This is a genomic window from Balneatrix alpica DSM 16621, from assembly GCF_000619885.1.
GTDB lineage: Bacteria > Pseudomonadota > Gammaproteobacteria > Pseudomonadales > Balneatricaceae > Balneatrix > Balneatrix alpica.
On the sequence record NZ_JHUZ01000006.1, the window covers coordinates 67,654 to 93,837 of the forward strand.

Genomic DNA, 26,184 nt, shown 5'->3' on the forward strand with positions numbered 1-26,184 from the left:
ACCATGACTCAGTCGCACCGCCATAACTGGCAACTAGACCTACTCCTAGCACGCTGCTGAGTCATTTATTCGGCGGCGGTAAAACGTCGCCACCCCGCCGCTTTTGCCTCCGCCTTTACCTCCACGTCAAGGAACCCCAGGAGGCGTTATGCAAACCTCTGATTCGTCCATCGACTATCCCGGTATTGCCCTGGCATTAGGGGGCGCGGCACTGTTTTCCACCAAGCCGATTTTTATCAAGTTTGCCTATGCCGCCGGCGCCACCAGCGTCACCCTGCTGGAGCTACGGATGTTGCTTGCCTTGCCCTTTTACCTGCTGATAGGTGGCTGGCTACTCTGGCGCCAGCCTTTACAGCCCGCCCAATGGCGTGGCTTACCGGTGGCTGCCTTGGTCGGCATCCTGGGCTACTACCTGGCCAGCCTGCTGGATATGTGGGGCTTGGAGTACATCAGCGCCCAGCTGGAGCGCTTGATCCTGTTTGCTTACCCCACCCTGACCGTCTTATTGGTATGGTGGTGGCAGGGTCAACGGCCTCAAGCGGGGATTTGGCTAGCACTGCTGCTGACCTACTGCGGTATTGCCACCCTCTTTATTCAGGATCTGCAACAGCTGGGTACGGAGGTTTTGTTCGGGGGAGGGCTGGTGCTGGGCGCTGCGGTTGCCTTTGCCGCCTATGTGGTGCTGGCCAAGGCGCCCACCCAATTACTGGGCAGTCGGCTATTTACCTGTGTCGCCATGAGTGCCGCCAGTCTGGCGATCTTCCTGCACAGCAGCCTCAGCCAAAGTGTCAGCCTGGCCAGCATCAGCTGGCCTATCTGGGCCTATGCGGCTGCCATCGCAGTGGTCTGTACCCTGCTGCCATCCTTTATGGTCAGTGCGGCGATTGCCCGGCTCGGCTCCAGCAAAACCGCCCTCACCGGCACCTGTGGCCCGGTGATCACCAGTGTCTTGGCGGTGCAACTATTGGATGAGCCCTTCAGTCTCTGGCATCTATTGGCGATGGGCTTGGTGATTGTCGGTGTCAGTCTGGCGATGCGCCCCCCTCAGGGACGCACCCCGGCGGCAAAGTCCGCAGCATAGCGGCCAATCCATTCGGCGGCAGCGGCTTCGGTGCTCAGTTGTCGCCCCTCTTCCTGCCAGACCCGCTTCTTGTAGATTTCGATGCAGCACATCTGCTCCACCATACGGGAGCGGTAGGCATCATCGGGGTCAGTAAACATCAACCCCACCTCATAACGACTGCCTTGACGGCAACAGTGCTTAACCTCTGCCTCACACTCAAAGACAGGGTCCACCAGAGGTATTCGTACTTGTACCAGGGTACCTGCGGGTAAGGGGACTTCGGAGATAAAGGCCAGCCCACCCTGACTGAGGTTGTAGCTGTGTTGATCCAGGGCAATCGCATACTCAGGGGTATCGATCTCGATGGGCACTTCTAACATAAAACGATGGTATCTACGCATGCGGTGGCCCTCCTCTGGATTGCTACGTCGAGCCTGCTTGCCTGACTAAAATATCGACTTACATACTCTTTCCTGAAGCTCAAACCGCTAAATTCAATAGTACTCAAGTACTCCTGCCGCCATTTGGCCAGTATTTGGCTGCTTGTCACTATCCTCCCTTTGCACAGCCAACGACCCTCCTCTTCTTGTCGACTTTTTTGGCACTAGTGGCCAATAGGCGACCTGGGCTTAACTATGGCAGTCTTCGCCATAGGCCTGTCATCGACTCACTGCTAGGCTGTTGCTCTCCTAGGCTTGCAGGAAGACTTCATGCACCCTTTACACCATGCGTTGCACAATGAACTCCACTCGCGCCCGTCGATTTACTTCGATGCCCCGGCCTGGGTGTATCACTTTGCCCTGTTGGATGAGCAGCAACACAGTGAACACTGGCTGGCCACACTCTGCGCACAATTACAGCAGCCGTATCAACCCAGCCAGGTACAGGGTTTTTTAGCCTGGCAGGGCTATCTGGCCAAGTGGGAACGCCACACCGAATTTGTCACCTTTACCCTGGTGTGCCCACGAGAGGATGAACAACAGGAGTGGCCCGCCGCTCCCGCCTGGCTGCAACCCTGGCTGGACAGCCATCGCCAGCAGATCATCAATGCCTGCCTGATCCGGGTAGAACACGAAAGCCAATGGCGTGGCAGTCCCCAAGCCTATGGTTTTAAAGATCCGGCTGGTTCTTACATTGGTGGCGAAGATGCCCGCCTGTGGAGTGACTTTCGTCTGCTGCCCAGCGGTCTTACCCCCTTCTTGCTGCTTAACCGCCATCTCAATGCCTATCGCCTGGGGCGGATGCTAAGACGGGTACTGGAGATCGAAACCTACCGCATGATGGCCAGCCTGGCCCTGCCCATGGCACGCCAGCAAAGCCAGCAGCTGAAACACTATGAGCAACAGTTGACGGCCCTCAGTGCCCGCAATGCCGAACTCAATCCGGCCCAGGACAAAGCCCTGTTACGCGACTTGTCGGAGCTATCCGCCGAACTCAATCACTGTGCGCAAACCAGCAGCCAACGCTTTAGCGCCACAGAGGCCTATGCCCGCCTGGTGTTTGAGCGCATTACCGAACTCCGGGAAAGCCGCATCGGCGAATGCCAACGGCTAGGGGTGTTTATCGAACGGCGCTTTAAACCCTCGGTACGCTACTGCCATGCGACCGAGCAACGCCTGCTGCGCCTGCAGCAACAGGTGGCAGACCTGAGTGATCTGCTCCGCACCCGCATTCAGCTGGAGGTTGAGGAACAAAACTCGGCCATTCTGCACAGCTTAAACCGCCATGCCGCCTCACAGATCCGCATTCAAAAAGCGGTTGAGGGCTTTTCCATCATCGCCATCAGCTATTACCTGCTCAGTCTGTTCAAGCTAGGGCTGGAAGGACTGCACAGCCTGGGACTGGATGTGGATGCCAGTACCGCCACCACCATCCTCGCGCCCCTGGCCCTATTGGTCTTAGGTGGTTTGCTGTGGAGCAAGCACCGTCTACCTGATTAGCCTTTACTAATAGATTAGCCAGCCTGAAACAGGCGTGGAAAACGCATACAGAAACAGGTCAGCCCCGCTGCCGAGCGGACGCTGATCTGGCCCTGATGAGCCTGCACAATCGCCTGGGTGATGGCCAGCCCTAACCCGGCCCCCTCCGTTTGCCCATGACTGCGTGCCGGATCAGCACGATAAAAACGCTCAAACAGGTGCGGCAACGCCTCGGCGGCAATGGTTTCCCCTTGGTTTTCCACCTCCAGCTGCACCCCCAGCTCATCACTGCTAATGCGTACCACCACCTGACCGCCCGCCGGGGTATAACGCAGGGCATTGGCCAGCAAATTACTCAGGGCACGGCGCAGCATCAGGCGATCCCCCTGCAGGCTGCCCTGCCCCTGCTGGCTTAACTGGATATCACTGGCTTCGGCCAGGGCATCATAGAACTCCAGTAACTCCGCCACTTCCTGTTCCAGTTGCAACTCGCTACAGGAGGGCAGCATCAAACCATGCTCGGCCTTGGCCAAAAACAGCATGTCGCTGATGATGCGTGCCAGACGCTCCAGTTCTTCGGCATTGGAGGCCAGGGCATCACGGTAGGCTGCCGCATCACGACTCTGGGAAAGGGTGACCTGGGTCTGTGTCATCAGGTTACTGATCGGGGTGCGCAGCTCATGGGCCAGATCAGAGGAAAAGTCCGACAGTCGCCGGAAGGCATCCTCCAGCCGCGCCAACATCTGATTCAGCTCCTGAGCCAAGCCCGCCAACTCCACCGGCACCGCCTTTTCCGGCAGGCGGTGATCCAGCCGGTTGGCGGTCAACACCGCGGCACGTGCCTGCATCACCCGCAAGGGCGCCAAACCACCCCTGACCGCCAACCAACCCAATAAGCCGGACACCAGCGCCGCCGCCAGCACATAGAACACCAGGGTGCGGGAAAACGCCTGACTAAACTGTTGGTGGTGCTGAATATCCGAGGCCAGTAATACCCGGATCGGCGTATCCTCTGGCAGGGCACGCCATAGGGTCAGCACCCGGCCACGGTAATCCCGCCCCTGCTGACGCCATTCAAACAAGGTTGACTGACCATCCTGGTCATATTCCTTGTTCACCTGATCCGGGAAGTCCTCCACCCCGTGGTTAAACAACACCTGGGAGGCCACCTCAACCCGCACCCCCAGCATATGGTCATTACCAAAGAAAGCGTTCAGATCCGCCTGTAGGCGGGGCAAATCCTGGGGGTGCTGTACCCGCTCCACCAGTGCCTGCACAATGCTGGCTTTGCTATCCAGCAACTGTCGGTCCTGTTCAATAAAGTGTCTCTCAATCGCCACCTGAATAATCCAGTTCAGCACCAGTAGCACCGAGGTCGAGACCAGCACAAACAGCAGCGTCAGCCGCCAGGTAAGAGATAAACGGCCCATCAGGATTGCGGTACCTCTAGCACATAGCCCATCCCGCGCACGGTATGCAGCAGTTTGAGTTCATAGGGATCATCCAGCTTGGTACGCAGGCGACGCATCGCCACCTCGATCACATTGGTGTCACTGTCAAAGTTCATATCCCACACCTGGGAGGCAATCAACGAACGGGGCAACACTTCACCACTGCGCCTTAGCATCAGTTCCAGCAGGGCAAACTCTTTAGCGGTCAGGTCGATCCGTTTACCCGCCCGGCTCACCCGCCGCTTGAGTAAGTCCATTTCCAGATCCGCCAGGCTCAGGATCGTGGGCTCGAGGCTGGCCCGTCCACGACGCAACAGGGTGCGTACCCGTGCCAATAGCTCGGCAAAAGCAAAAGGCTTGACCAGATAATCATCCGCCCCCAGCTCCAATCCCCGCACCCGATCCTCTATCTGATCCCGTGCGGATAAGAACAATACCGGCTGCTCGCGACCACTGGCGCGCAAACGCTCCATGACCTGCCAGCCATCCAAACCCGGCAACATCACATCCAGAATCACCAGCGCATAGTCATCCTGCAGCGCCTGGTGCAGGCCATCCAAACCATTGGCGACCCAGTCGGCCACATAGCCTGCCTCCCTCAACCCCTGGCAGAGGTATTCGCCGGTTTTGCCTTCATCTTCGATGATCAGGATTTTCATAATGGCCCTGCCTCTTTCATTTACAGCATTGTAATGACCAGGTCATCTTGCTGACGGGGTCAGCCCACTAAGCTCTCCTCATTCACTCACAAGGAGACTTCAACATGAAAATGACCACTACTCTGCTGACCGGCCTGCTGCTCGCTAGCACCTTCAGTCTGTCCGCCCAAGCGGATGAGCATCAGCTGGAAATCCGCAATCGCATTGCCAACGCTAGCCAGAGTACGCCACCCGCCACTCAACCTGAGTCCCATCAGCATGCTCCCAATAGCGGAGCCGGCAGCTGGCACTAACCCCCCTCTTGTCCCACCAGCTCAGGCTGGTGGGACACATTTTGCGTCATCTTACCTCGTTCCCCCTCTTCTCCGGCCAACATAACAATTTTGTAATCTGGCTGTCAGCTTGGTGACGGTTGCCACCCTCTAACATAGCCAACACTCTCACTAAAGCCTGTTATTAAGGATGCTCAAGCATGAAAAAATCGGTTCTGGGCTGGTTGGCTGCCAGCGTACTGGGTGCTTCTTTCAGTTTGTCCGCCCTGGCGGATAGCGATACCCCCTGGGTACAGGGCATGGTGAAGAAAGTAGATGCCAGCGCGCAAAAGATCACCATCAAGCACCAACCTCTCACCCATCTCAACATGCCCGCCATGACCATGGGTTTTCAGGTCGCCCCAGAGATCAACCTGGAACAGCTAGAGGCTGGCAGTGAAATCGAATTTAAAGCGGTGATGGATGGCAGCACGATGCTGGTCACTGAGCTAAAACCCAAAAGCTAACCCAACATCCACCCTGCCGCCTCGCCCCCGGGTGAGGCGCATTCCTCCATGAGGATGAGCCAACATGTTTGCTTTTTCGTCCCCTTGGCGAGTGGCCCTTGCCAGCCTGACTCTGGTTGCCGGGCACGCCCTGGCGGATGATGCTCTGCCCGCGCAAGCCGATCTTGCCACCCTGTTACAGTATCTGCAGCGTCACCATCCCGCCCTGTTAGCCGGCCAGGCAGAGGTCAACGCCGTGCGTCAGCGCGCCCTGGCAGCCAATAACCTGCCCGACCCCATGGTCGGCATTGAGTTAATGGATATCACCAACACCATGGGCGATGGTCAGCTCTCTCTCCTGCCGGGGCAGGTAGGACAAACCAATTATCAGCTGACCCAGGCATTACCTTTTCCCGGCAAACTGGCCGGACGTGAAGCCCAACTCAATGCCCTGGCGGATCAACGCCAGGCCGGGGTCGAAGTCGAAGCCCTCAACCTGCGTAGCCAGTTACAACAAGGCTACAGCGAATACCTGCTGGCCTATCAGCAACAGCATATTCTGCAAGAATCCCTCGGCTGGCTTGATGCCCTCAACCAAACCCTGACCCGTAACTATGGGCTGGGTCTGGCCAGCCAAAGCGACGTCATTCGCGCCCAGGCTGAAATCACCCGCTTGCAACTGGATCTGCTTGAGCAACAACGCCTGCGCCAGCGCGCCCAAGCCAATATCAATGGCCTGCTACTGCGTCCACCCCATGCCGAATTGCCCCAACCGCAAGCCAGTCAACCGCCTGCCACACTGCCCAGTCTGGATAACCTGCTGGCCCGTGCCGCTCAGCACCCTCAGCTGGCAGGCAGTCGAGCCGGTCTTGATGCCGCGCAAAAAGCACGGGAACTGGCCTATTTGGAGCGCTACCCCGACTTTTCGCTCAGGCTATCGAATAACCGCCCCCGTCAGGGACAGGACTCCTGGGGACTGATGCTGGAGCTTAATCTGCCCTTGCAACAGGGCCGCCGCCGAGCGGAAGAGGCCGAAGCTGAGGCGATGGTCACTTCCGCTTACCAGCTACTGCAACTGAGTCAAAGCCAGCTGCACGCCGAACTCGGCAGCGCCTATGCCAGTCTCAGCGCCAATCAACAAAAAGCCCAATTGCTCCGTGACACCCTGCTACCCCAGGCTGAAGCCGCTGCGGCCGCAGCACGATTGGGTTATAGCCATAACCGCCAGCCCTTTGCTGAAGTACTCAATGCCGAATTGCAGGTGCTGAGTGTGCGTCTAAACCTCACCGAAGCCGAGGCCGCCATTACCCTGGCCCTGGCTGAACTGGAACGCTATCTGGGAGCGACACTGTGATCCGTCCCTATCTTTTCCTCAGCGCCAGCCTGAGCACCCTGCTATGGCTTGCTCCTCTGCCTGCCAGCGCCGACAACCATACCAACGATGGCGAGCGTAAACCCCTTTATTACCGTAACCCCATGGGTTTGCCTGACACCTCGCCGGTGCCGAAAAAGGACTCCATGGGCATGGACTATATTCCGGTTTACGCCGATGACGAGCCCAGTGATTCCGGGGTGGTCAAGGTCAGCCCGGCACGCCTGCAAACGCTAGGGGTAAAGACCGCTAAGGCACAGATGCAAACCCTGGATGCGGCGATCCGCGCGGTCGGTCGGGTGGAGATTAACGAACGTCTGGTTTATAGCCTGTCTCCACGTTTCAGCGGCTGGATTGAGCAACTCTACGTCAATGCCAATGGCGATCCGGTCAAACAGGGTCAGCCCCTGTTCAGCCTTTATAGTCCCGAGCTGGAAGCGACCCTGGGTGAAATCGCCATTGCCCGCCAACTCGACCCGGCCCAGGCCCAAGCCAAAGCCGGGGCTCAGGCCTTACGCCAAGCCGCCTCACAACGCCTGGCCAATTGGCAGGTCAAGGTCGAGCAGGGCCGTCTGGTGATGGTGTCGCCGCTAAATGGTGTAGTGCTGAGCAAGAGCGCCGTGGCCGGCATGGGCTTTAGCCCTGGCACTCCCCTGTATCAGTTAGCTGACCTGTCCCATGTCTGGGTGCTGGCCGATGTGTACGAACAGGATTTGGCCCGTATCAAAGTAGGAGAAGCCGCCCAGGTGAGCCTGGATGCCTATCCCGGTCGCCAGTTTAACGCCACCATCACCTATCTCTACCCCACCCTAAACACCCCTACCCGCACCACACCGGTACGTCTGGAGCTGGATAACAGCGAGGGTATCCTGCGTCCTGGCATGTTTGCCCATGTCGAGCTGGCCGCTAGCGGCCAGCAACCACGGCTGACGGTACCTAAGTCCGCCGTGATCGATACCGGTGAACGCCAGGTGGTGCTGAAGGTACTGGAGGCCGGTAAGTTCCAGCCCCAACCGGTGCAGCTTGGCTTGCGGGGCAAGGACGCGGTGGAGATTCTCTCTGGCCTGGAGGCTGGCACCGAAGTGGTCACCGCCGCCAACTTCCTGATTGATGCAGAAAGCAACCTGAAAGCCGCCCTGGCACAATTTAACGAAGCCCCTGCCAGTGCCTTCCCGCAGTATCAGGCCAAGGGCGTGCTGGAGTCAGTCGATCTCGCCTCCCTGTCCGTCACCCTGACCCATGAGCCCATTGCCGAGCTACAGTGGCCGGGCATGACCATGGACTTCCAACTCGACTCAGAAAAAGTTAGTGAAGGCTTACTGCCAGGACAACCCATTACTTTCAGCTTTGAAGATCGAGGTGATGGCGAGTTTGTGATTACCAGTATGAGCGCGGAAAACGGTCACGGAGGACACTAAGATGCTGGCAAAGATCATTGCCTGGTCTGCGCGTAATGTCTTCCTGATGTTACTGCTGACCCTCGGCCTGGTGGGGGGCGGACTCTACGCCCTCAAGCAGACCCCTCTCGATGCCCTGCCGGACTTGTCCGATGTACAGGTGATTGTCTATACCCCCTATCCGGGCCAAGCCCCCCAGGTGGTGGAAGACCAGGTCACCTATCCCTTGACCACCGCCATGCTCGCGGTGCCCAAGGCCAAGGTGGTGCGGGGCTTCTCCATGTTTGGCGCCTCCTACATTTACATCATCTTTGAGGACAGTACTGACCTCTACTGGGCCCGCTCCCGGGTACTGGAGTACTTGAGCTCCGCCCAGGGCAAGCTACCTGCCGGGGTCAACCCGCAACTGGGCCCCGATGCCACCGGTGTAGGCTGGGTCTTCCAGTATGCCCTCACCGGCAAAGATCAGTCCCTGGCGGATTTACGCTCCCTGCAGGACTGGTATGTGCGCTATCAACTGACCAAGGCCGAAGGGGTGGCAGAAGTCGCCAGCCTCGGTGGCTTTGTCAAAGAGTACCAGGTCACGGTTGATCCCCATCGCCTGAATTCCTACGGCGTCAGCCTGGAGCGTCTGGCCCAGGTCATCCGCGAATCCAACCAGGATGTGGGGGGCCGGGTGCTGGAGCTGGCCGAGAAGGAATTCATGATCCGCGGCCTGGGCTATCTGCAAGGCAGCGAGGATATCGAACAGCTGGTACTGAAAAGCGAAGGCGGCACTCCGGTGCTGGTCAGGGATGTCGCCAAAGTGGAGCTAGTACCCGCCGAACGCCGTGGCCTGACCGAGCTTAATGGTGAAGGCGAGGTTGCCTCCGGCATCGTCATGGCCCGTTATGGCGAAAATACCCTGGATGTGATCGCCAACAGCAAAGCCAAAATTGCAGAACTCAGCGCCGGTTTACCCGAGGGCACCGAAATTGTTCCCGTCTATGACCGTGCCCCGCTGATTGAACGGGCGATTGCCAACCTCAAGTTCACCCTCTTGGAGGAAAGCCTGATCGTTGCCGCCGTCTGTATCATCTTCCTGATGCATGTTCGCAGTGCGCTGGTGGCCATCATCACCCTGCCCATCGGCATTCTGGTAGCCTTTATCGCCATGCGGGCGATGGATATGGGCAGCAATATCATGAGCCTTGGTGGCATTGCGATCGCCATTGGAGCGATGGTGGATGCCGCCATCGTGATGATTGAGAACGCCCATAAACGGCTGGAACACCTGCCTGCCGAGGCAGACGCCAAGCAGCGAGCCGCCACCCTGATTAGCGCCTGTCAGGAAGTGGGGCCGGCGCTGTTCTTCTCCCTGCTGATTATTACCGTCTCCTTCCTGCCGGTATTTACCCTGGAAGGACAGGAGGGGCGCCTGTTCAGCCCCCTGGCTTTCACCAAAACCTTTGCTATGGCCGGTGCGGCCCTGCTGTCCGTCACCCTGGTGCCGGTACTGATGCTGTTTTTTGTGCGGGGGCGAATTATGCCGGAGCAGAAAAACCCGGTTAACCGCCTGCTGATTTGGCTGTATCGCCCGCTGATCCTCGCGGTGATGCGTCACAAGATTTTGACCCTGGTGTTAGCGCTGGCGGGCATGGCGGCGACCATCTATCCCGCCAACCGCATCGGCTCCGAGTTTATGCCGACCCTGAATGAAGGGGCAATCTTCTACATGCCCGCTTCCTTACCCGGCATGTCGATCACCGAGGCCGGTCGCCTACTGCAAACCACTAACCGGATTATCAAAACCTTTCCGGAAGTTGAGTCCGTTTATGGCAAAGCTGGCCGAGCCGATAGCGCCACCGACCCCGCACCGCTGGAGATGTTCGAAACCGTTATCAACCTGAAAGATCCCAGCCAATGGCGGCCTGAGATGACGGTGGACAAACTGATTGCTGAAATGGATGCCGCCTTGCAGTTTCCGGGGATTGCCAACTCCTGGACGATGCCCATCAAAGCGCGGATCGACATGCTCTCCACCGGTATCCGTACCCCTGTTGGTATCAAGGTATTTGGCCAAAACCTGGAGCAAATCGAACAACTGGCACGCCAGATTGAGCAGGTAGTACGCAAGGTACCCGGCACCTCCAGTGCCTATGCAGAACGGGTCACCGGCGGTTATTACCTGGATATCAAACCCAAGCGTGAACAACTGGCCCGCTATGGCATCACCATTGGTGAATTCCAACGCGTGGTTGAAACCGCCCTCGGTGGTGCACCTGTGACCACCGCCGTCGAAGGCCTGGAACGCTATAACATCAGCGTGCGCTATCCTCGCGCTAACCGTGATGATCCACAGAAGATTGCCAGCGAAGTCTATGTCCCCAGTAGCGCCGGCATGTTACCCCTGGGACAGCTGGCCGAGGTCAAACTGGTTAACGGCCCCCCCGCCCTGAAAACCGAAAACGCCCTCTTGGTTGCCTATATCTTTGTCGATATTCGTGACCGCGATATTGGCTCTTACGTCGCCGATGCCCAGCAGGCAGTGGCAGAACAGGTTGCCTTCCCGCCCGGCTATTACGCCACCTGGTCGGGTCAGTTCGAATATATGGAACGGGCCAAAGCCAAGCTCAAGATCGTGGTGCCGGTCACCCTGGGCATTATCTTTGTGCTGCTGTACCTCAACTTCCGCCGTCTCAGTGAAACCCTGATTGTGATGCTGTCTGTGCCCTTTGCACTGGTCGGAGGTATCTGGTTGATCTGGTGGTTAGGCTACAACCTCAGTGTGGCGGTGGTAGTGGGCTTTATTGCGCTGGCGGGGGTCGCCGCAGAAACCGGCGTGATCATGCTGATCTACCTCGATCAGGCCTGGGAGGAAATCAAAGCCAAACGCCTAGCCGAAGGTCATCAGCCCAGCCTTGAAGACCTTTACCACGCCATTATGGAAGGGGCAGTAGAGCGGGTTAGACCGAAAATGATGACGGTGGTGGCGATTATTGCCGGCCTGCTGCCGATTATGTGGAGCAGCGGCACCGGCTCAGAAGTCATGAGCCGCATCGCTGCCCCCATGGTGGGCGGCATGCTGTCCTCCACCGTACTGACCCTAGGGGTGATTCCCGCTCTCTATGCCCTGGTGAAGCAATGGCAGTTTAAACGCGGGCAACTTTAAAACCGCTAACCGATAACAGGGCAGCCAGGCTGCCCTTTAGGCCTGCTGTCGTAACTGCAAACGTGGAGCTATGTAGTGCAAAAACGCCTTAATACGGCTGGAAAGCGCTGTGTTGCGGTAGTACACCCCGTGTACCAATTCCCGATCATTAGGTGAACGCACAGACTCCGCCAGGATCTTCACTAATCTGCCACAACGTAAATCGTCACCAATCATGAACTCTGATAGCAAGGTCACCCCATGCCCCGCCAAACAGAGTTGCCGTAGTGCTTCTCCGCTACTGCTCGCCAGTACAGGAGTAAAAGTAAAAGGGGCTGTCAGGGGCCAGCGATTCAGATGAGGCGCATCACTAAAACCTAACAATTGATGCTGCGCCAATTCGCCGAGACTGGTCGGAACACCAAAGCGCTCTAAGTAAGCGGGCGCCGCCACAAGATGCAATGGACTACGTCCTAACAAACGGGCATGGAGATTAGAGTCCTGCAAGGCTCCAATCCTGATCGCCAAATCCGTGCGGCGCTCAATCAAATCAATGATATTTTCGTTCGCCACCAGCTCCAGTTGGATCTGTGGATAACATTGGCGAAAACCCGCTACCAAGGGGACAAGCTGGTGCAGAATAAAAGGCGTGGCCGCGTCCACTCGCAACCTTCCCGTTGGCGTTCCTTTTAGTAGCCGTAACTGCTCTTCCGCCTGGGCCAACTGATCCAGCCCTCCTCTCACCGCGTTGATAAATACACGCCCCTCTTCGGTGAGTTCCAACTTGCGGGTAGTACGGTTAAGCAGGGTGCAATCCAACTCTTGTTCTAGGCGACTCAGAGCACGAGATACCTTGGCCACCTGTATATCCAGTACCTTGGCGGCTAACGATAAGCTGCCACTGTCCACCACGGTTAACAGTATTTGTAGATCTTCTATACGCGACACTATTGCCATTTTTGCAAAATTCTTTTGGTTCTTTTGCTGTTTTTACTAAAAGTACCCCTTGGCATACTGCGCCGCAACCTCACTACTGTGGAAACTACTATGCCTCTTGCTCTATTGGCGCTGACACTGAGCGCCTTTGCTATCGGCACTACCGAGTTCGTCATTGTCGGGCTAGTCCCTACCATTGCGCAGGATTTGGGTGTGTCTTTGCCCTCTGCAGGTTTACTCGTCAGCCTTTACGCCCTTGGTGTAGCCATTGGTGCTCCTTTATTAACCGCCATGACCGCCCGCTGGCAGCGCAAACGTGTCCTACTGACACTGATGTCTCTGTTTGTACTGGGCAATCTGCTGGCTTGGCTGGCTCCTGACTATTACTCCTTAATCAGTGCCAGAGTACTGACTGGATTAGCACATGGCGTATTTTTCTCAATCGGCTCTACCATCGCCACCAGCCTGGTCCCCCGTGACAAGGAGGCAAGCGCCATTGCAATTATGTTCACTGGGCTAACCGTTGCTTTGGTAACAGGCGTGCCACTGGGCACCTGGATAGGTCAGCACTTCGGGTGGCGAGCCACCTTTATGGCCGTAGCTGGATTAGGACTGCTTGCTTTAATCGGCAGCGCCATATTGATCCCTCATCACCTCAAACAACAGCCAGCCGCCCGCTTGGTAGAGCAGCTACAAGTATTAACCCATCCTCGGTTACTGCTGGTCTATGCGATGACAGCGGTTGGCTATGGCGGTACTTTTGTCGCCTTTACCTTTCTTGCACCGATTTTGGAACAAGTCTCCGGCTTTGCGCCTAATACCATCGGTTTGATCATGCTGGTGTACGGTGTATCGGTGGCGGCAGGCAATATCGGTGGCGGTAAACTGGCCGACCACTTAGGCCCACTACCAGCCCTGACGATCATCTTCGCCATCCTGGCGTTAATACTGCTGCTATTTACCTTTACTGCCCCCCATCCCCTGAGTGCACTGCTAACGATTTTATTCTGGGGTGCCTTTGCCTTCGGTAATGTACCTGGCCTACAGGTGTATGTGGTGCAGCTAGCACAACGCTATACCCCACAAGCCGTGGATGTTGCCTCAGGTTTGAATATCGCTGCGTTTAATGTGGGGATTGCCTTGGGTGCGCTATTCGGTGGTTTGATTATTGAACACCTGTCCTTGCTCGACTTGCCCTGGATAGGCGCTCTGATCGTTTTCCTGGCGCTGATACTGACACGACTCTCTGCTCATTTGGATCAGCGTGAGGGCAAACAAGCTCATCTCGCTCTGCCTTAACCATCCATTTTTCATCTCGGCAGAGTTCTCTCTGCCGCTGCACCAGGAGTTTCTATCATGACTGCCATTCCTTCCCTCGGTATGGGGACTTTCCGCCTTGCAGGTCAACAGGCCTATCAAGCTGTGCTTACTGCGCTTGACTGTGGTTATCGCCATCTGGATACCGCCCAAATCTATGCCAATGAAGCAGAGGTAGGGCAAGCGCTACAAGACAGTGGAGTCGCTCGGCAAGAAGTCTTTCTCACCACCAAGGTGTGGTTGGATAACCTACACCCTCACACTTTTCTCAGCAGTGTGGAAGAGAGTCTAGCCAAGCTACAAGTTGATGCTGTCGATCTTCTCCTGATCCATTGGCCAGATAGTAGTGGACAGCTAGCAATGGAGACTTATCTCGAGCGGTTAGCCGAGGCAAAACAACGAGGATTAAGCCAGCATATCGGCGTCTCTAACTTCACCAATGCCCAGCTCAGCCAAGCGGTATCTATTCTGGGCGCGGATATGATTTTGACCAATCAGGTAGAAGTGCACCCCTACCTTCACAATCGTCAGGTGATTGAGCATTGTCAGCAACTGGGAATTCAGGTAACGGGCTACATGCCTCTTGCCGTGAGTAAAGTGATGAGGGATCCACTGCTAGGCCAGATTGCCGAAGCACATCAGGTTTCTGCTGCAGCGGTTGCCATCGCTTGGCAGTTACAACAGGGATTAGTGACGATTCCATCCTCCACCCGTCGAGCCAATCTACTGGCTAATCAACAGGCCTTAACACTGCGCCTCAGTGCACAAGACATGCAGGCGATTGCACAACTCGATAAAGGGGAGCGGATTGCCAATCCAGATTTTGCCCCTCAATGGGATTAATGTGCTCAATACACTAGGCCCCATTGGGGCCTAGTGTGCAGCGACTTACTCCACCGTCACGCTTTTGGCGAGGTTACGGGGTTGATCTACGTCGGTGCCACGAATCACTGCCACATAGTAGGACAGCAGTTGTAACGGCAGGGTGTAGAGAATCGGCTCCAGCAAAGGATCGACACTGGGCAGGTTAAGCACTTGGTAACCTTCCTGATTGACCAAAGCAGCCTGTTGGTCGGCAAACACATAGAGCTCGCCGCCACGGGCGCGAACTTCCTGCATATTAGACTTCACCTTATCCAGCAGCTCATTACCGGGGGCTACGGTAATCACCGGCATATCCTTATCCACCAGGGCCAGAGGGCCATGTTTTAACTCGCCAGCGGGATAGGCTTCGGCATGAATATAGGAAATTTCCTTCAGTTTCAGTGCCCCTTCCATGGCAATCGGATAGAGCGCGCCCCGACCGAGGAATAGACTATGGTGCTTCTCGGCAAACTGCTCGGCCAACGCCTCAATTTGCGGCGCCAAAAGGAGCGCTTCTTCTACCTTGGCCGGCAACTGGCGCAAAGCGGTGACAATCCGCTCCTCCTGTGCCTCACTGATCGCCCCCTTGGCTTCGCCTAGGAGCAGGGTCAGTAGCATCAGCGCTTCCAGCTGGGTAGTGAAGGCTTTGGTGGAGGCGACGCCAATTTCCGGTCCCGCCAGGGTCATCAGGCAGAGATCAGACTCCCGTACTAGGGAGCTGCCAGGCACATTACAAATACTCAGGCTGGCCAGTACGCCACGCTCTTTTGCCACCCGTAGTGCGGCCAGGGTATCAGCGGTTTCACCCGACTGCGATAAGGTAACAAACAGGGTGCCCGGCAGGGTCACACTGCGCCGATAACGGTATTCCGAGGCAATCTCAACCAGGCAAGGCAAGCCGGTCAGCTCTTCAAACCAATAACGCGCCACCATTCCCGCATGATAGCTGGTGCCGCAGGCAATAATCTGCACCGCCTGCACCTGGCTCAGTAACGCACGACCTTGCTCACCCAGTAGCTGACGATTCACCCGGTTGCCCTGCAAACGCCCCTCAAGGGTGGCCTGTAGCGCCCGAGGCTGCTCATAGATCTCTTTGAGCATATAGTGCTTGTACTCGCCCTTATCGGCAGCCTGGGCACCGTGCTCAAAACGCTTGACCGGATATTCCACTGTCTCACCGGCAGCGTTGCGAATCTCGATATCGGTCAGGGTCAGGCGGGCCATATCCCCTTCGTTCAGGTAGATAAAGCGGTCAGTCACCTGCAGCAGTGCCAGGGGATCAGAGCCAATAAAATGTTCCCCCATCCCCACACCAATCACTAGTGGGCTACCTTTACGGGCACAGAGTAGCTGGTCAGGGTAGTCACTATGAATGACCCCCAGGGCAAAGGCGCCATGCAACTGCTCGACCACCTGCTGAAAAGCGGCAAAAAAATCTAAATCCTGCTGTTTTAAAACATCAGCCAGTAAGTGGGCAATAACTTCAGTATCGGTTTCTGAACTAAACACATATCCCTTGGCTTGCAGGCTGGCTTTGATGCTCTCGTAGTTTTCAATGATGCCGTTATGCACCACCGCTAGCTGACTGCCAGAAATATGAGGATGAGCATTGGCTTCAGTGGGTTGGCCATGGGTCGCCCAACGGGTATGGGCAATACCCAGATGACCTTTTAACGACTCATCCTTCAAAGCATCAACTAAATATTTAACTTTTCCAACCCGGCGCAGACGGCGTAGCCCTTCTGTCTCCAATACCGCCATTCCAGCCGAGTCATAGCCACGGTACTCTAGACGACTCAAACCCTCTAATAGAATGGCACTGACCGCACGCTCAGCAATCGCCCCAACAATTCCACACATGAGCTTACTCCTTCACCTGTTTGCTGGGACGGGTCCAACCGCTCACCATCGCCTGGCGGCCACGAGCCACCGCCAAAGTATCAGAGGGAACATTCTTGGTAATAGTTGAGCCAGCACCAATCGTTGCGCCAGCCTCAATCTGCAACGGTGCAACCAACGCACTGTTAGAGCCAACAAAGACGTTATCGGCGATTGCGGTCTTAAACTTATTGGCGCCGTCATAATTACAGGTAATGGTACCCGCACCTATATTCACATTCTTACCAATCTCTGCATCGCCGATGTAACTCAGATGGTTAACCTTAGAGCCCTGGCCTATCTGGGCATTCTTGGTCTCAACGAAATTACCAATACGGCTGTTGGCCGCCAATTGAGTGCCTGGGCGCAAACGCGCAAAGGGACCGACTTCTGCCCCTACCCCAACCTCTGCCCCTTCTACCAGGGAATTGGCTTTGATGTGGCAGCCAGCACGGAGAATTGCATCGCGAATAATGCAATTGGGCTCAATCACCACCCCTGCTTCTATTTTTACCTGGCCTTCCAGCACCACGTTCACATCGATAAAGATATCCTGCTCCACCTCAACCTGACCGCGCACATCCACCCGCGCAGGGTCCGCTAGAGTCACCCCAGCTAACAGCAAGGTTTGCGCCTGGGCTTGTTGATAAGCACGCTCCAACTGCGCCAGTTGCAGGCGGTTATTCACCCCTTCAACTTCAGTCGCCGCGCTAGGCTGCAAGGTGGCGACCTTTACGCCCTCTGCCACCGCCATAGCAATCACATCCGTCAGGTAGTACTCGCCCTGGGCATTATTAGCCGATAACTTGGGCAACCACTGCTGTAAGTGATCACTGGAGAGGGCCATGATGCCAGTATTGATTTCATTGATCTGGCGTTCCGCCTCGCTGGCATCTTTATGCTCAACGATAGCTACTGCCTCACCTTGGTCATTGCGAACAATGCGGCCATAGCCAGCAGGGTCCGGCAGAGTAACGGTTAATAATCCCATCTGCTCTGCATTCACCAAATCCAGCAGCGCCTGCAATGTGCTGGGCTGAATTAATGGCACATCACCATAAAGTACCAAAGTCACCCCAGCAACCTGTAAGCCAGGCAACGCCTGGGCCACGGCATGACCGGTGCCTTTTTGTTCATGCTGCCAAGTCCAGTTCACCGGCAAATGCTGTAACTGTGCTTTGACTTGCTCACCACCATGGCCTACCACCACGTGCACCTGGGCATTGGCCAAACTTAATGCGCTTTCAATAACATGCTGTACCAGAGGCTTACCCGCTAATTTATGTAACACCTTGGGTAAACTTGAACGCATCCGGGTCCCTTGACCGGCGGCTAAAATCACCACATCCAGCTGCATGGGCATTTATCCTTTCTATTCTGTTAGCAATGTCAGTTAAAAAATTGACATTAATATATTTGGCAAGCAATTTAGACGATATTAATTTGCAAGCAATAGCATTTGTCAGGGATAAATTGACAAAATGGACGAGCAACTCCTTGGTCTGTTAGACCTCAACCAACGCGAGTATCAGATTTACAAATCCTTACTCTCATTGGGGCCTGCTTCCATTCGCGATATCGCCGCCCAGGCAGGCATCAATCGCGGCACTACCTATGAAACCCTGAAAGCCTTACAAGCGAAGGGAATTGTCAGCTATCAACCGAAGGGCAAGAGACGCTTTTTTGCCGCCGAAAGTCCGGATCGTTTGTTACAACTGGCAGAAGAGAAACGTAGCCAACTGCAGGGCTTGATCGGACGTTTAAAGACCGATGTGATTCCCGGCTTACATCACCTCAAACCCGATTTCAGTGCAGGCAATGTGCGCTTTTACGAAGGCGATGATGGCATTGAGTTTGTACTGAAAGATATTCTGAATACCGTTGCTAAGCAGCAACAGCGGGACTATGCAGTCTTCTCATCGAAAGCAATTCGACATCACCTCTATCGCCCTTTTCCCAACTACACCAAACAACGCATTAAAAAGGGCATCCAAGTACGAGTCATTGCCTTGGGTGAAGGGGGGGAAGATGCCGAGCTCTCCCAGCGTAAATGGATCAGTACTCAGGGCGAGGTGGACGCCAGCTATATAGCCATCTATCCACCGAAGGTGGCGATGATCTCCCTGGCTTCGGCAAACTACCCAGTAGCAGTGGTGATCGAGTCTGAGGAAATTGCCCTAGCACAGCAGATCATTTTCAATACACTCTGGCAGTTACTATAGTAAGTGAATACTTACATCCATTTCAGATCAATAAAAAAGGCAGCCTAGGCTGCCTTTTTTGTGCACTGCGCAGTGCTTAACGGCGTTGCTTACGCAACTGCTCCAGCACACGCAACTGCGCCGCTGCTTCAGCCAATTGGGCTGCAGCACGGGAGTACTCAAACTCCGCAGTCTGATTGGCCAGCGCCTGTTCAGCTTCTTTCTTCGCTTCCAGGGCTGCCGCTTCGTCCAGATCAACCGCACGAACAGCCGTATCAGCCAATACCGTTACGGCATTGGGCTGAACTTCCAGATAACCACCTGTTACATAGATGATTTCTTCCTGGCCATCCTGCTTTTTAATCCGAACCGGACCCGGCTTAAGCTGGGTCAGGAGCGGAGCGTGACCGGGGAAAATGCCCAGGTCACCGAGTGTCCCAGCGGCAACGACATGTTCAACCAGGCCGGAGAAGATAGATTCTTCGGCACTGACGATATCACAGTGAACTGTCATAGCCATGGTGTACCTCTTTAGCCTAACGTTAACGATAGCCGTCTAGCTAAAGACGGTTACAGCTTCTTCGCCTTCTCAACAGCTTCGTCGATGCTGCCAACCATGTAGAAAGCCTGCTCAGGCATGCTGTCATAGTCGCCATTCAGGATGCCCTTGAAGCCACTGATAGTGTCTTTCAGGGACACATACTTACCAGGAGAACCGGTAAATACTTCCGCTACGAAGAAGGGTTGAGACAGGAAGCGCTGGATCTTACGCGCACGGGTTACTACCAACTTGTCTTCTTCAGACAGTTCGTCCATACCCAGAATCGCGATGATGTCCTTCAGTTCCTTGTAACGCTGCAGAGTGGACTGTACGCCACGGGCAACGTCATAGTGCTCTTGACCAACAACCAGCGGGTCGAGCTGACGAGAAGTAGAGTCCAGCGGATCTACTGCAGGGTAGATACCCAGAGCAGCGATATCACGAGACAGTACTACAGTCGCGTCCAAGTGAGAGAAGGTGGTCGCAGGACTGGGGTCAGTCAAGTCGTCCGCAGGTACGTATACCGCTTGGATAGAAGTGATAGAACCCACTTTAGTAGAGGTAATACGCTCTTGCAGAACGCCCATCTCTTCCGCCAGAGTCGGCTGATAACCTACCGCAGAAGGCATACGACCCAACAGAGCGGATACTTCAGTACCAGCCAGGGTGTAACGATAGATGTTGTCCACGAAGAACAGAACATCACGGCCTTCGTCACGGAACTTCTCTGCCATGGTCAAACCAGTCAGAGCAACACGCAGACGGTTACCGGGCGGCTCGTTCATCTGACCGTATACCAGAGATACTTTGTCCAATACGTTGGAGTCTTTCATCTCGTGGTAGAAGTCGTTACCTTCACGAGTCCGCTCACCTACACCAGCGAATACGGAGAAACCGGAGTGCTCGATCGCGATGTTACGGATCAGCTCCATCATGTTTACGGTTTTACCTACACCGGCACCACCGAACAGACCTACTTTACCGCCCTTAGCGAAGGGGCAAACCAAGTCGATTACCTTGATACCAGTTTCCAGCAGTTCGTTAGTCGCTGCTTGGTCGGCATAGGTAGGCGCCTTACGGTGGATAGGCATACGCTCTTCTTCACCGATGGGGCCAGCTTCGTCGATGGGGTTACCCAGTACGTCCATGATACGACCCAGAGTGGCCTTACCAACGGGTACAGAAACCGCAGCGCCGGTGTTCTTCACTTCCAGACCGCGGCACAGACCCTCACTGGAGCCCATCGCGATGCTACGCACAACACCGTCACCCAGCTGCTGCTGCACTTCCAGCACCAGCTCTTTACCATCGATAGTCAAGGCATCATATACCTTGGGTACGGAGTCACGTGGAAACTCCACGTCAACCACCGCACCGATGATTTGTACAATACGTCCGCTACTCATGTTCGGATCCTCTTAAATCTTGAAAGCCTGTAATGGGTGGTTACACCGCAGCGGCACCGCCGACGATCTCGGCGATTTCCTGGGTGATGGCCGCCTGACGTGCCTTGTTGTAAACCAGCTGCAAATCTTTGATGAAGTTACCGGCGTTATCGGTCGCATTCTTCATCGCGATCATCCGTGCAGCCTGCTCACAGGCGACGTTTTCCACCACAGCCTGATACACCAGTGATTCCACATAGCGAACCAACAGACCATCCAACAGAGCCTTGGCATCTGGCTCATAGAGGTAATCCCAATGGTGCTTCAGACTTGCATTTTCTTCTGCCTGCAAGGGCAGCATCTGCATTACGGTCGGCTGCTGGGTCATGGTGTTCACAAACTTGTTGGACACCACATAAAGGCGATCAATCTTGCCTTGTTCAAAGGCATCAAGCATCACCTTGACCACACCAATCAACGAACTGGCTTCGGGTGCATCTCCCAGGTGGTTAACGTGGGCAACCACATTACCGCCATAACTACGGAAGAAAGAAGCCGCTTTGGTGCCGACAGTGCAGATATCAATACCCACGTTCTGATCAGCGTAGGCCTTCATCGACTTGACCATGGCTTTAAAGGCGTTGATGTTCAAACCACCGCACAGGCCACGATCAGTAGATACGACGATATAGCCAACACGCTTTACGTCACGCTCTTGCAGGTACAGATGCTTATATTCAGGAGTGGCATTAGCCAGGTGCCCGATTACATCACGGATACGCTCCGCATAAGGGCGACTGGCAGCCATGCGCTCCTGGGCTTTGCGCATTTTAGATACCGCCACCATTTCCATGGCGCTGGTGATCTTTTGCGTGCTTTTAATGCTCGCAATCTGCGTCTTAATCTCTTTTCCGACTGCCATAATCTCTGCCTCAAGCGTTCAGCGACTGCGGCAGGCACTAAGCCTGCCGCCCCGGATTACCAGGTTTGAGTCGCCTTGAATTTCTCGATACCGGCTTTGATTTCAGCAGCAATGGCGTCGTTGTAATCGCCCGCTTCATTAACCTTGGCCACCAGCGCAGCGTGCTCACTGTTGAAGTAAGACAGCAGCGCGGCTTCGAATGCACCTACTTTATTGACAGGCACATCGTTCAGGTAACCTTCGTTAGCGGCATAAAGAACAACACCCATTTCCGCAACGGACATCGGCAGGAACTGTTTCTGTTTCATCAGTTCAGTTACGCGCTGACCGTGCTCAAGCTGCTTACGGGTCGCCTCGTCCAGATCAGAAGCAAACTGAGCAAATGCTGCCAGTTCACGGTACTGAGCCAGAGCCAGACGAATACCACCGCCGAGCTTTTTGATGATCTTGGTCTGAGCTGCACCACCTACACGGGATACGGAGATACCCGCGTTCATCGCAGGACGAATGCCTGAGTTGAACAGGTTGGTTTCCAGGAAGATCTGACCATCGGTGATAGAGATTACGTTAGTGGGTACGAACGCAGATACGTCACCAGCCTGGGTTTCGATGATGGGCAGCGCGGTCAGAGAACCGGTTTGTCCAGTCACTTTACCTTCGGTGTACTTCTCTACGTACTCAGCACTGACGCGAGCGGCACGCTCGAGCAGACGGGAGTGTAGATAGAATACATCACCGGGGTAAGCTTCACGGCCAGGAGGACGCTTCAACAACAGGGAGATCTGACGGTAGGCCCAAGCCTGCTTGGTCAGGTCATCATAAATAATCAGGGCATCTTGGCCGTTGTCACGGAAGTATTCACCCATGGTGCAACCAGCGTAAGCGGCGATGAACTGCATAGAAGCAGGATCAGCAGCGCCCGCGGCAACCACGATGGTGTGATCCATCGCACCGTGCTCTTCCAGCTTGCGCACTACGTTAGCAATAGTGGACTGTTTCTGACCAATAGCAACGTAGATACACTTAATACCAGAGCCCTTCTGGTTGATGATGGTGTCGATCGCCAACGCGGTTTTACCGGTCTGACGGTCACCGATGATCAGCTCACGCTGACCACGGCCGATGGGCACCATGGAGTCAACCGCTTTATAACCAGTCTGTACGGGCTGGTCTACTGACTTACGCCAGATAACACCAGGAGCAACCTTTTCGATCGGCTCGAACTGGCTAGCATTCAGCGGGCCTTTACCGTCGATGGGGTTACCCAGGGCGTCCACTACACGACCCAGCAGCTCGTTACCAACAGGCACTTCCAATACACGGCCAGTACACTGAACAGTGTGGCCTTCAGAAATACCCTGGTAGTCACCCAGTACTACAGCACCAACAGAGTCACGCTCCAGGTTCAGTGCCATACCAAAAACACCGCCGGCGAATTCAATCATTTCGCCGTACATCACGTCGGCCAAACCGTGGATCTGTACGATACCATCGGATACGCCAACGACTGTGCCCTCATTACGGGCTTCAGATTTTAAATTGAGACCTTCGATCCGCTTTTTGATGATCTCGCTGATCTCAGATGGATTCAGTTGCTGCATGCTCTATCCCTCACAATCAGGAATGGATCGCCTCGGCCATTTTCGCCAGTTTGCCGCGTACGGACCCGTCGATCACCATATCGCCAGCGCGAATAATCAAGCCGCCGATCAATGTCTTATCTACAATGCAAGACATGGTGATACTGCGCTTTAGTCGTGTCTTCAGTGATTGAGCGAGTTGCTCTTGTTCACTAGAAGAAAGCTCAAATGCAGAAATAACCTGTACCTCTGCACTTTGCTCCTGATCTGCTTTTAAGGCTTCATAGAGCTTAGAAACTTCAGGAATCAGCACCAGGCGCTTGTTTAACGCAAGCGCTTGGAAGAATTCACGACCACCTTCGGTCAATTTGTCGGCACAGACGTCAATGACAGCCTGAGCTTGCTGTTCAGCAGTCAAGGCCGGATTAGTTAACGCTGCACGGAAGGCACGGTCTTCGCAGACCACCGCCGCCAGGGCAAGCATTTCCGACCATTTAGACAGTTCGCCCTTGTCCAGGGCGAACGCAAAAGCAGCTTTAGCATAAGGCCGGGCGAATGTCGTTAATTCGGCCATCGCACACCTCGCTTAGAGTTCAGCTGCCAGTTTGCTGACCAGCTCACTATGGGCTTTGCCGTCGACTGAGGCTTCCAGGATTTTTTCCGCACCGGCTACGGCAAGTACCGCTACCTGAGTGCGCAGACTTTCTTTGGCACGATTCACATCCTGCTCAATTTCAGCCTGAGCTGCAGCTTTCAGACGCTCGCCTTCGGCGCGTGCCTGCTCTTTAGCTTCTTCAATAATCTGGTTAGCCCGTTTGTTGGCTTGTTCAATAATTTGGGCCGCCTGCTCTTTGCTCTCGCGCAGGTTCTGGGCAGCTTTCTCCTGCGCCAGTTCCAGGTCACGACCAGCACGCTCAGCAGCGTCCAAGCCTTCGGCAATCTTCTTCTGACGTTCTGCCAGGGCCGCAGTAATCGGCGGCCACACATACTTCATGCAGAAGATGACGAAGATCGCAAATGCGATGGCTTGGCCAATCAGAGTCGCATTTAGGTTCACGCCGTCACCCCTCGCCTTTTGAGTTAAGTAAAGTCGTTAGCTCAGAAGACTGAAGGATTAACCAGCTACCTGAGCAACGAAGGGGTTAGCAAAGGTGAAGAACAGTGCAATACCCACACCGATCATGGTCACTGCGTCCAACAGACCCGCAACGATGAACATCTTGACCTGCAGCATGGGTACCATTTCTGGCTGACGCGCAGCGCCTTCCAGGAACTTGCCACCCAGGATACCGAAGCCGATAGCGGTACCCAGAGCACCCAGACCGATCAGCAGAGCTACAGCGATAGCAGTCAAACCTACTACTTGTTCCATTTTAAGACTCCCAGTTAAGGTTTTAAGTTAATTTAAGGTTATCGAAAAACTGCGGTACTCCACTAAGGGCAAGCCTTAGTGGTTATCCTCATGCGCCATACTCAGGTAAACGATGGTCAACATCATGAAGATGAAGGCCTGCAATACGATTACCAGAATGTGGAAGATCGCCCAGGGTACAGACAGGAAGAACTGAGCAAACCATGGCAACAGAGCAATCAGGATAAAGATCAGCTCGCCAGCATAGAGGTTACCGAACAAACGCAGCGCCAGAGAAATGGGCTTCGCGATCAGACCTACACCTTCGAGCAGGAAGTTAAAGGGGATCATCCACTTACCAAAGGGATGCAGGGTCAGCTCGCCAACGAAGCCGCCAATGCCTTTCACTTTGATGGAGTAGTAAATAATCAGGAAGAATACGGAGACGGACATACCCAGGGTGACGTTAGGGTCAGTAGTGGGTACAACCTTCATGAAGTGGATGCCCATCTCAGACGCCAGACGCGGCAGGAAGTCTACCGGCACCAAGTCCATCAGGTTCATCAGGAAAATCCAGCAGAAGATCGTCAGTGCCAAGGGCGCAATCACGGCATTACGGCCATGGAAAGTCTCTTTCACACTCTTATCGACGAACTCAACCATCAGTTCGACAAAGTTTTGCAGGCAACCAGGTACGCCGGTTGTCACAGATTTGGCTGCTTTACTAAACAACCACAGGAAGAGAACACCCAACGCCACTGAGAAAAACATGGAGTCCAAGTGAATAGCCCAGAAGCCCATTGCTGATGCTTCTTGTGCAGTTTCCGCAATTTTCCACCCTTGTTCCGGCAGATACCCAAAGGTCAGGTTCTGCAGGTGGTGCGAAATATATTCTGATGCAGTTACGTTTCCGCTCGCCATAAGTTTTCGCCTATTTCCCGGGGGAGGCTCTGCGATTAAGCAAAGGCGCTACCCAGTTCATACTTTGAACACTTACGAAGCCCGCAAACAGCATCAGCACCTGAACATCAGGGTAGGTACTGAACACCAGAGCAAATAACCCCATGGTGAGGACCAGTTTGCCAGCTTCGCCTTTATACATGGCCTGTGCTATTTGGCGGCTTGCGCCTGCACCCTGCACAGAAAACAGCCGATACGCAAAGTAGAGGTTCGGCACTAAACAAATCAGTCCGCCGAGTGTCCAGGCGGTGGCATGAGCCAAAGAAGTAAACAGCGTCAGGGCCAAACCTGGCACCAGACTCATCAGCAGTTGCACCATTAAAATACGCTTAACAGGCGCTATACGTTGTTGCCGTGGATGTCGCCTGTTCATATGTACACTGCTGGTTTGGCTCGCACAAAAATTACCCAACCTTAAGCGGGGGGCATTATATTGCCTCCCCCTAAGGTGATCAACTTGCAAAAATACGATTATGCCCCCAAACAGGGCATCCGATACTA

Annotated in this window: 25 protein-coding genes; 10 read left to right on the plus strand and 15 right to left on the minus strand. The window is 54.9% G+C overall.

All coding sequences use genetic code 11. From position 1 onward, the window contains the following. The first annotated feature begins 148 nt into the window (after positions 1–148). On the plus strand, positions 149–1,081 hold the full coding sequence (locus tag Q334_RS17515) for a DMT family transporter (RefSeq protein ID WP_051527418.1): 933 nt from the start codon (positions 149–151) through the stop codon (positions 1,079–1,081). Here Q334_RS17515 and Q334_RS0100815 read toward each other — a convergent pair. Then, entirely contained in the window at positions 1,045–1,464 is a 420-nt protein-coding gene (locus Q334_RS0100815; protein ID WP_027311541.1) for a PilZ domain-containing protein, read from the minus strand. The two genes, Q334_RS17515 and Q334_RS0100815, sit on opposite strands and share 37 nt — an antisense overlap. Before the next feature lie 309 nt (positions 1,465–1,773). Between Q334_RS0100815 and Q334_RS0100820 the strand changes: the two genes are divergently transcribed. Beyond that, positions 1,774–3,003 (plus strand): DUF3422 domain-containing protein, encoded by a 1,230-nt coding sequence (locus Q334_RS0100820; RefSeq protein ID WP_027311542.1) that lies wholly within the window; start codon positions 1,774–1,776, stop codon positions 3,001–3,003. 14 nt (positions 3,004–3,017) lie between these two features. Here the strand turns inward: Q334_RS0100820 and Q334_RS0100825 are convergent, their stop codons facing one another. Both Q334_RS0100825 and Q334_RS0100830 read right to left on the minus strand, forming a co-directional pair. Then, positions 3,018–4,412: a heavy metal sensor histidine kinase gene (locus tag Q334_RS0100825; RefSeq protein WP_035460470.1), complete on the minus strand. Its 1,395-nt coding sequence runs from the start codon at positions 4,410–4,412 to the stop codon at positions 3,018–3,020. Continuing rightward, positions 4,412–5,092, minus strand: a complete 681-nt coding sequence (locus tag Q334_RS0100830) for a heavy metal response regulator transcription factor (protein WP_027311544.1) — start codon at positions 5,090–5,092, stop codon at positions 4,412–4,414. Before Q334_RS0100830 ends, Q334_RS0100825 begins: the two co-directional genes overlap by 1 nt. 104 nt (positions 5,093–5,196) lie before the next feature. Between Q334_RS0100830 and Q334_RS0100835 the strand changes: the two genes are divergently transcribed. The 5 genes from Q334_RS0100835 to Q334_RS17525 all read left to right on the plus strand — a co-directional run bounded on the left by Q334_RS0100835 (position 5,197) and on the right by Q334_RS17525 (position 11,769). Then, positions 5,197–5,385 (plus strand): hypothetical protein, encoded by a 189-nt coding sequence (locus Q334_RS0100835; protein ID WP_027311545.1) that lies wholly within the window; start codon positions 5,197–5,199, stop codon positions 5,383–5,385. Between the two features lie 179 nt (positions 5,386–5,564). Continuing rightward, positions 5,565–5,870, plus strand: a complete 306-nt coding sequence (locus Q334_RS0100840; RefSeq protein WP_027311546.1) for a copper-binding protein — start codon at positions 5,565–5,567, stop codon at positions 5,868–5,870. A gap of 64 nt (positions 5,871–5,934) precedes the next feature. Then, positions 5,935–7,203, plus strand: a complete 1,269-nt coding sequence (locus Q334_RS0100845) for a TolC family protein (protein ID WP_027311547.1) — start codon at positions 5,935–5,937, stop codon at positions 7,201–7,203. Beyond that, the gene (locus Q334_RS17520) at positions 7,200–8,639 is read left to right on the plus strand and encodes an efflux RND transporter periplasmic adaptor subunit (RefSeq protein WP_051527420.1); all 1,440 of its coding nucleotides are present in this window, start codon (positions 7,200–7,202) and stop codon (positions 8,637–8,639) included. Before Q334_RS0100845 ends, Q334_RS17520 begins: the two co-directional genes overlap by 4 nt. 1 nt (position 8,640) lies before the next feature. Beyond that, positions 8,641–11,769 carry an efflux RND transporter permease subunit gene (locus Q334_RS17525; RefSeq protein ID WP_035460472.1) on the plus strand — a complete coding sequence of 1,043 codons (3,129 nt, stop codon included), beginning with the start codon at positions 8,641–8,643 and terminating at the stop codon, positions 11,767–11,769. Between the two features lie 36 nt (positions 11,770–11,805). On the opposite strand, the gene Q334_RS0100860 is transcribed toward Q334_RS17525, so the two are convergent. Further along, complete coding sequence (locus tag Q334_RS0100860) at positions 11,806–12,705, minus strand: LysR family transcriptional regulator (RefSeq protein WP_027311548.1); 900 nt, start codon at positions 12,703–12,705, stop codon at positions 11,806–11,808. 90 nt (positions 12,706–12,795) lie between these two features. On the opposite strand from Q334_RS0100860, the gene Q334_RS0100865 reads away from it, so the two are divergent. Continuing rightward, positions 12,796–13,983 carry an MFS transporter gene (locus Q334_RS0100865; protein ID WP_027311549.1) on the plus strand — a complete coding sequence of 396 codons (1,188 nt, stop codon included), beginning with the start codon at positions 12,796–12,798 and terminating at the stop codon, positions 13,981–13,983. Positions 13,984–14,040: 57 nt separating this feature from the next. After that, the gene (dkgB, locus tag Q334_RS0100870) at positions 14,041–14,844 is read left to right on the plus strand and encodes a 2,5-didehydrogluconate reductase DkgB (RefSeq protein WP_027311550.1); all 804 of its coding nucleotides are present in this window, start codon (positions 14,041–14,043) and stop codon (positions 14,842–14,844) included. A gap of 45 nt (positions 14,845–14,889) precedes the next feature. Here the strand turns inward: dkgB and glmS are convergent, their stop codons facing one another. Together glmS and glmU are read right to left on the minus strand one after the other, a co-directional pair. Next, positions 14,890–16,725, minus strand: coding sequence for a glutamine--fructose-6-phosphate transaminase (isomerizing) (gene glmS, locus Q334_RS0100875; protein WP_027311551.1), 1,836 nt, complete (start codon positions 16,723–16,725; stop codon positions 14,890–14,892). 4 nt (positions 16,726–16,729) lie between these two features. Next, complete coding sequence (glmU, locus tag Q334_RS0100880) at positions 16,730–18,100, minus strand: bifunctional UDP-N-acetylglucosamine diphosphorylase/glucosamine-1-phosphate N-acetyltransferase GlmU (protein ID WP_027311552.1); 1,371 nt, start codon at positions 18,098–18,100, stop codon at positions 16,730–16,732. 124 nt (positions 18,101–18,224) lie between these two features. On the opposite strand from glmU, the gene Q334_RS0100885 reads away from it, so the two are divergent. After that, positions 18,225–18,965 (plus strand): TrmB family transcriptional regulator, encoded by a 741-nt coding sequence (locus tag Q334_RS0100885; RefSeq protein WP_027311553.1) that lies wholly within the window; start codon positions 18,225–18,227, stop codon positions 18,963–18,965. A gap of 76 nt (positions 18,966–19,041) precedes the next feature. Here Q334_RS0100885 and Q334_RS0100890 read toward each other — a convergent pair whose 3' ends face one another. From Q334_RS0100890 to Q334_RS0100930, 9 genes are all read right to left on the minus strand, one after another. Further along, positions 19,042–19,464, minus strand: a complete 423-nt coding sequence (locus tag Q334_RS0100890) for a F0F1 ATP synthase subunit epsilon (RefSeq protein WP_027311554.1) — start codon at positions 19,462–19,464, stop codon at positions 19,042–19,044. Positions 19,465–19,514: 50 nt separating this feature from the next. Further along, positions 19,515–20,891 (minus strand): F0F1 ATP synthase subunit beta, encoded by a 1,377-nt coding sequence (atpD, locus tag Q334_RS0100895; protein WP_027311555.1) that lies wholly within the window; start codon positions 20,889–20,891, stop codon positions 19,515–19,517. 40 nt (positions 20,892–20,931) lie between these two features. After that, positions 20,932–21,792, minus strand: coding sequence for a F0F1 ATP synthase subunit gamma (atpG, locus tag Q334_RS0100900; protein ID WP_027311556.1), 861 nt, complete (start codon positions 21,790–21,792; stop codon positions 20,932–20,934). Positions 21,793–21,848: 56 nt separating this feature from the next. After that, on the minus strand, positions 21,849–23,393 hold the full coding sequence (gene atpA, locus Q334_RS0100905) for a F0F1 ATP synthase subunit alpha (RefSeq protein ID WP_027311557.1): 1,545 nt from the start codon (positions 23,391–23,393) through the stop codon (positions 21,849–21,851). A 16-nt stretch (positions 23,394–23,409) separates the two neighbouring features. Beyond that, positions 23,410–23,946 carry a F0F1 ATP synthase subunit delta gene (locus tag Q334_RS0100910; RefSeq protein ID WP_027311558.1) on the minus strand — a complete coding sequence of 179 codons (537 nt, stop codon included), beginning with the start codon at positions 23,944–23,946 and terminating at the stop codon, positions 23,410–23,412. A gap of 12 nt (positions 23,947–23,958) precedes the next feature. After that, positions 23,959–24,429, minus strand: a complete 471-nt coding sequence (locus tag Q334_RS0100915; RefSeq protein ID WP_027311559.1) for a F0F1 ATP synthase subunit B — start codon at positions 24,427–24,429, stop codon at positions 23,959–23,961. Between the two features lie 57 nt (positions 24,430–24,486). Further along, positions 24,487–24,744, minus strand: coding sequence for a F0F1 ATP synthase subunit C (atpE, locus tag Q334_RS0100920; RefSeq protein WP_027311560.1), 258 nt, complete (start codon positions 24,742–24,744; stop codon positions 24,487–24,489). 75 nt (positions 24,745–24,819) lie between these two features. Continuing rightward, positions 24,820–25,644 (minus strand): F0F1 ATP synthase subunit A, encoded by an 825-nt coding sequence (gene atpB / locus Q334_RS0100925; protein WP_027311561.1) that lies wholly within the window; start codon positions 25,642–25,644, stop codon positions 24,820–24,822. A gap of 10 nt (positions 25,645–25,654) precedes the next feature. Beyond that, positions 25,655–26,002 carry an ATP synthase subunit I gene (locus Q334_RS0100930; protein WP_051527421.1) on the minus strand — a complete coding sequence of 116 codons (348 nt, stop codon included), beginning with the start codon at positions 26,000–26,002 and terminating at the stop codon, positions 25,655–25,657. Positions 26,003–26,184: the final 182 nt, after the last annotated feature.

What these genes read in the sequence shown, in the direction of transcription:
- Q334_RS17515 (WP_051527418.1), top strand. Translation starts at nt 149, where the DNA reads ATGCAAACCTCTGATTCGTCCATCGACTATCCCGGTATTGCCCTGGCA.
- Q334_RS0100815 (WP_027311541.1), bottom strand. Translation starts at nt 1,464, where the DNA reads ATGCGTAGATACCATCGTTTTATGTTAGAAGTGCCCATCGAGATCGAT.
- Q334_RS0100820 (WP_027311542.1), top strand. Translation starts at nt 1,774, where the DNA reads ATGCACCCTTTACACCATGCGTTGCACAATGAACTCCACTCGCGCCCG.
- Q334_RS0100825 (WP_035460470.1), bottom strand. Translation starts at nt 4,412, where the DNA reads ATGGGCCGTTTATCTCTTACCTGGCGGCTGACGCTGCTGTTTGTGCTG.
- Q334_RS0100830 (WP_027311544.1), bottom strand. Translation starts at nt 5,092, where the DNA reads ATGAAAATCCTGATCATCGAAGATGAAGGCAAAACCGGCGAATACCTC.
- Q334_RS0100835 (WP_027311545.1), top strand. Translation starts at nt 5,197, where the DNA reads ATGAAAATGACCACTACTCTGCTGACCGGCCTGCTGCTCGCTAGCACC.
- Q334_RS0100840 (WP_027311546.1), top strand. Translation starts at nt 5,565, where the DNA reads ATGAAAAAATCGGTTCTGGGCTGGTTGGCTGCCAGCGTACTGGGTGCT.
- Q334_RS0100845 (WP_027311547.1), top strand. Translation starts at nt 5,935, where the DNA reads ATGTTTGCTTTTTCGTCCCCTTGGCGAGTGGCCCTTGCCAGCCTGACT.
- Q334_RS17525 (WP_035460472.1), top strand. Translation starts at nt 8,641, where the DNA reads ATGCTGGCAAAGATCATTGCCTGGTCTGCGCGTAATGTCTTCCTGATG.
- Q334_RS0100860 (WP_027311548.1), bottom strand. Translation starts at nt 12,705, where the DNA reads ATGGCAATAGTGTCGCGTATAGAAGATCTACAAATACTGTTAACCGTG.
- Q334_RS0100865 (WP_027311549.1), top strand. Translation starts at nt 12,796, where the DNA reads ATGCCTCTTGCTCTATTGGCGCTGACACTGAGCGCCTTTGCTATCGGC.
- dkgB (WP_027311550.1), top strand. Translation starts at nt 14,041, where the DNA reads ATGACTGCCATTCCTTCCCTCGGTATGGGGACTTTCCGCCTTGCAGGT.
- glmS (WP_027311551.1), bottom strand. Translation starts at nt 16,725, where the DNA reads ATGTGTGGAATTGTTGGGGCGATTGCTGAGCGTGCGGTCAGTGCCATT.
- glmU (WP_027311552.1), bottom strand. Translation starts at nt 18,100, where the DNA reads ATGCAGCTGGATGTGGTGATTTTAGCCGCCGGTCAAGGGACCCGGATG.
- Q334_RS0100885 (WP_027311553.1), top strand. Translation starts at nt 18,225, where the DNA reads ATGGACGAGCAACTCCTTGGTCTGTTAGACCTCAACCAACGCGAGTAT.
- Q334_RS0100890 (WP_027311554.1), bottom strand. Translation starts at nt 19,464, where the DNA reads ATGGCTATGACAGTTCACTGTGATATCGTCAGTGCCGAAGAATCTATC.
- atpD (WP_027311555.1), bottom strand. Translation starts at nt 20,891, where the DNA reads ATGAGTAGCGGACGTATTGTACAAATCATCGGTGCGGTGGTTGACGTG.
- atpG (WP_027311556.1), bottom strand. Translation starts at nt 21,792, where the DNA reads ATGGCAGTCGGAAAAGAGATTAAGACGCAGATTGCGAGCATTAAAAGC.
- atpA (WP_027311557.1), bottom strand. Translation starts at nt 23,393, where the DNA reads ATGCAGCAACTGAATCCATCTGAGATCAGCGAGATCATCAAAAAGCGG.
- Q334_RS0100910 (WP_027311558.1), bottom strand. Translation starts at nt 23,946, where the DNA reads ATGGCCGAATTAACGACATTCGCCCGGCCTTATGCTAAAGCTGCTTTT.
- atpE (WP_027311560.1), bottom strand. Translation starts at nt 24,744, where the DNA reads ATGGAACAAGTAGTAGGTTTGACTGCTATCGCTGTAGCTCTGCTGATC.
- atpB (WP_027311561.1), bottom strand. Translation starts at nt 25,644, where the DNA reads ATGGCGAGCGGAAACGTAACTGCATCAGAATATATTTCGCACCACCTG.
- Q334_RS0100930 (WP_051527421.1), bottom strand. Translation starts at nt 26,002, where the DNA reads ATGGTGCAACTGCTGATGAGTCTGGTGCCAGGTTTGGCCCTGACGCTG.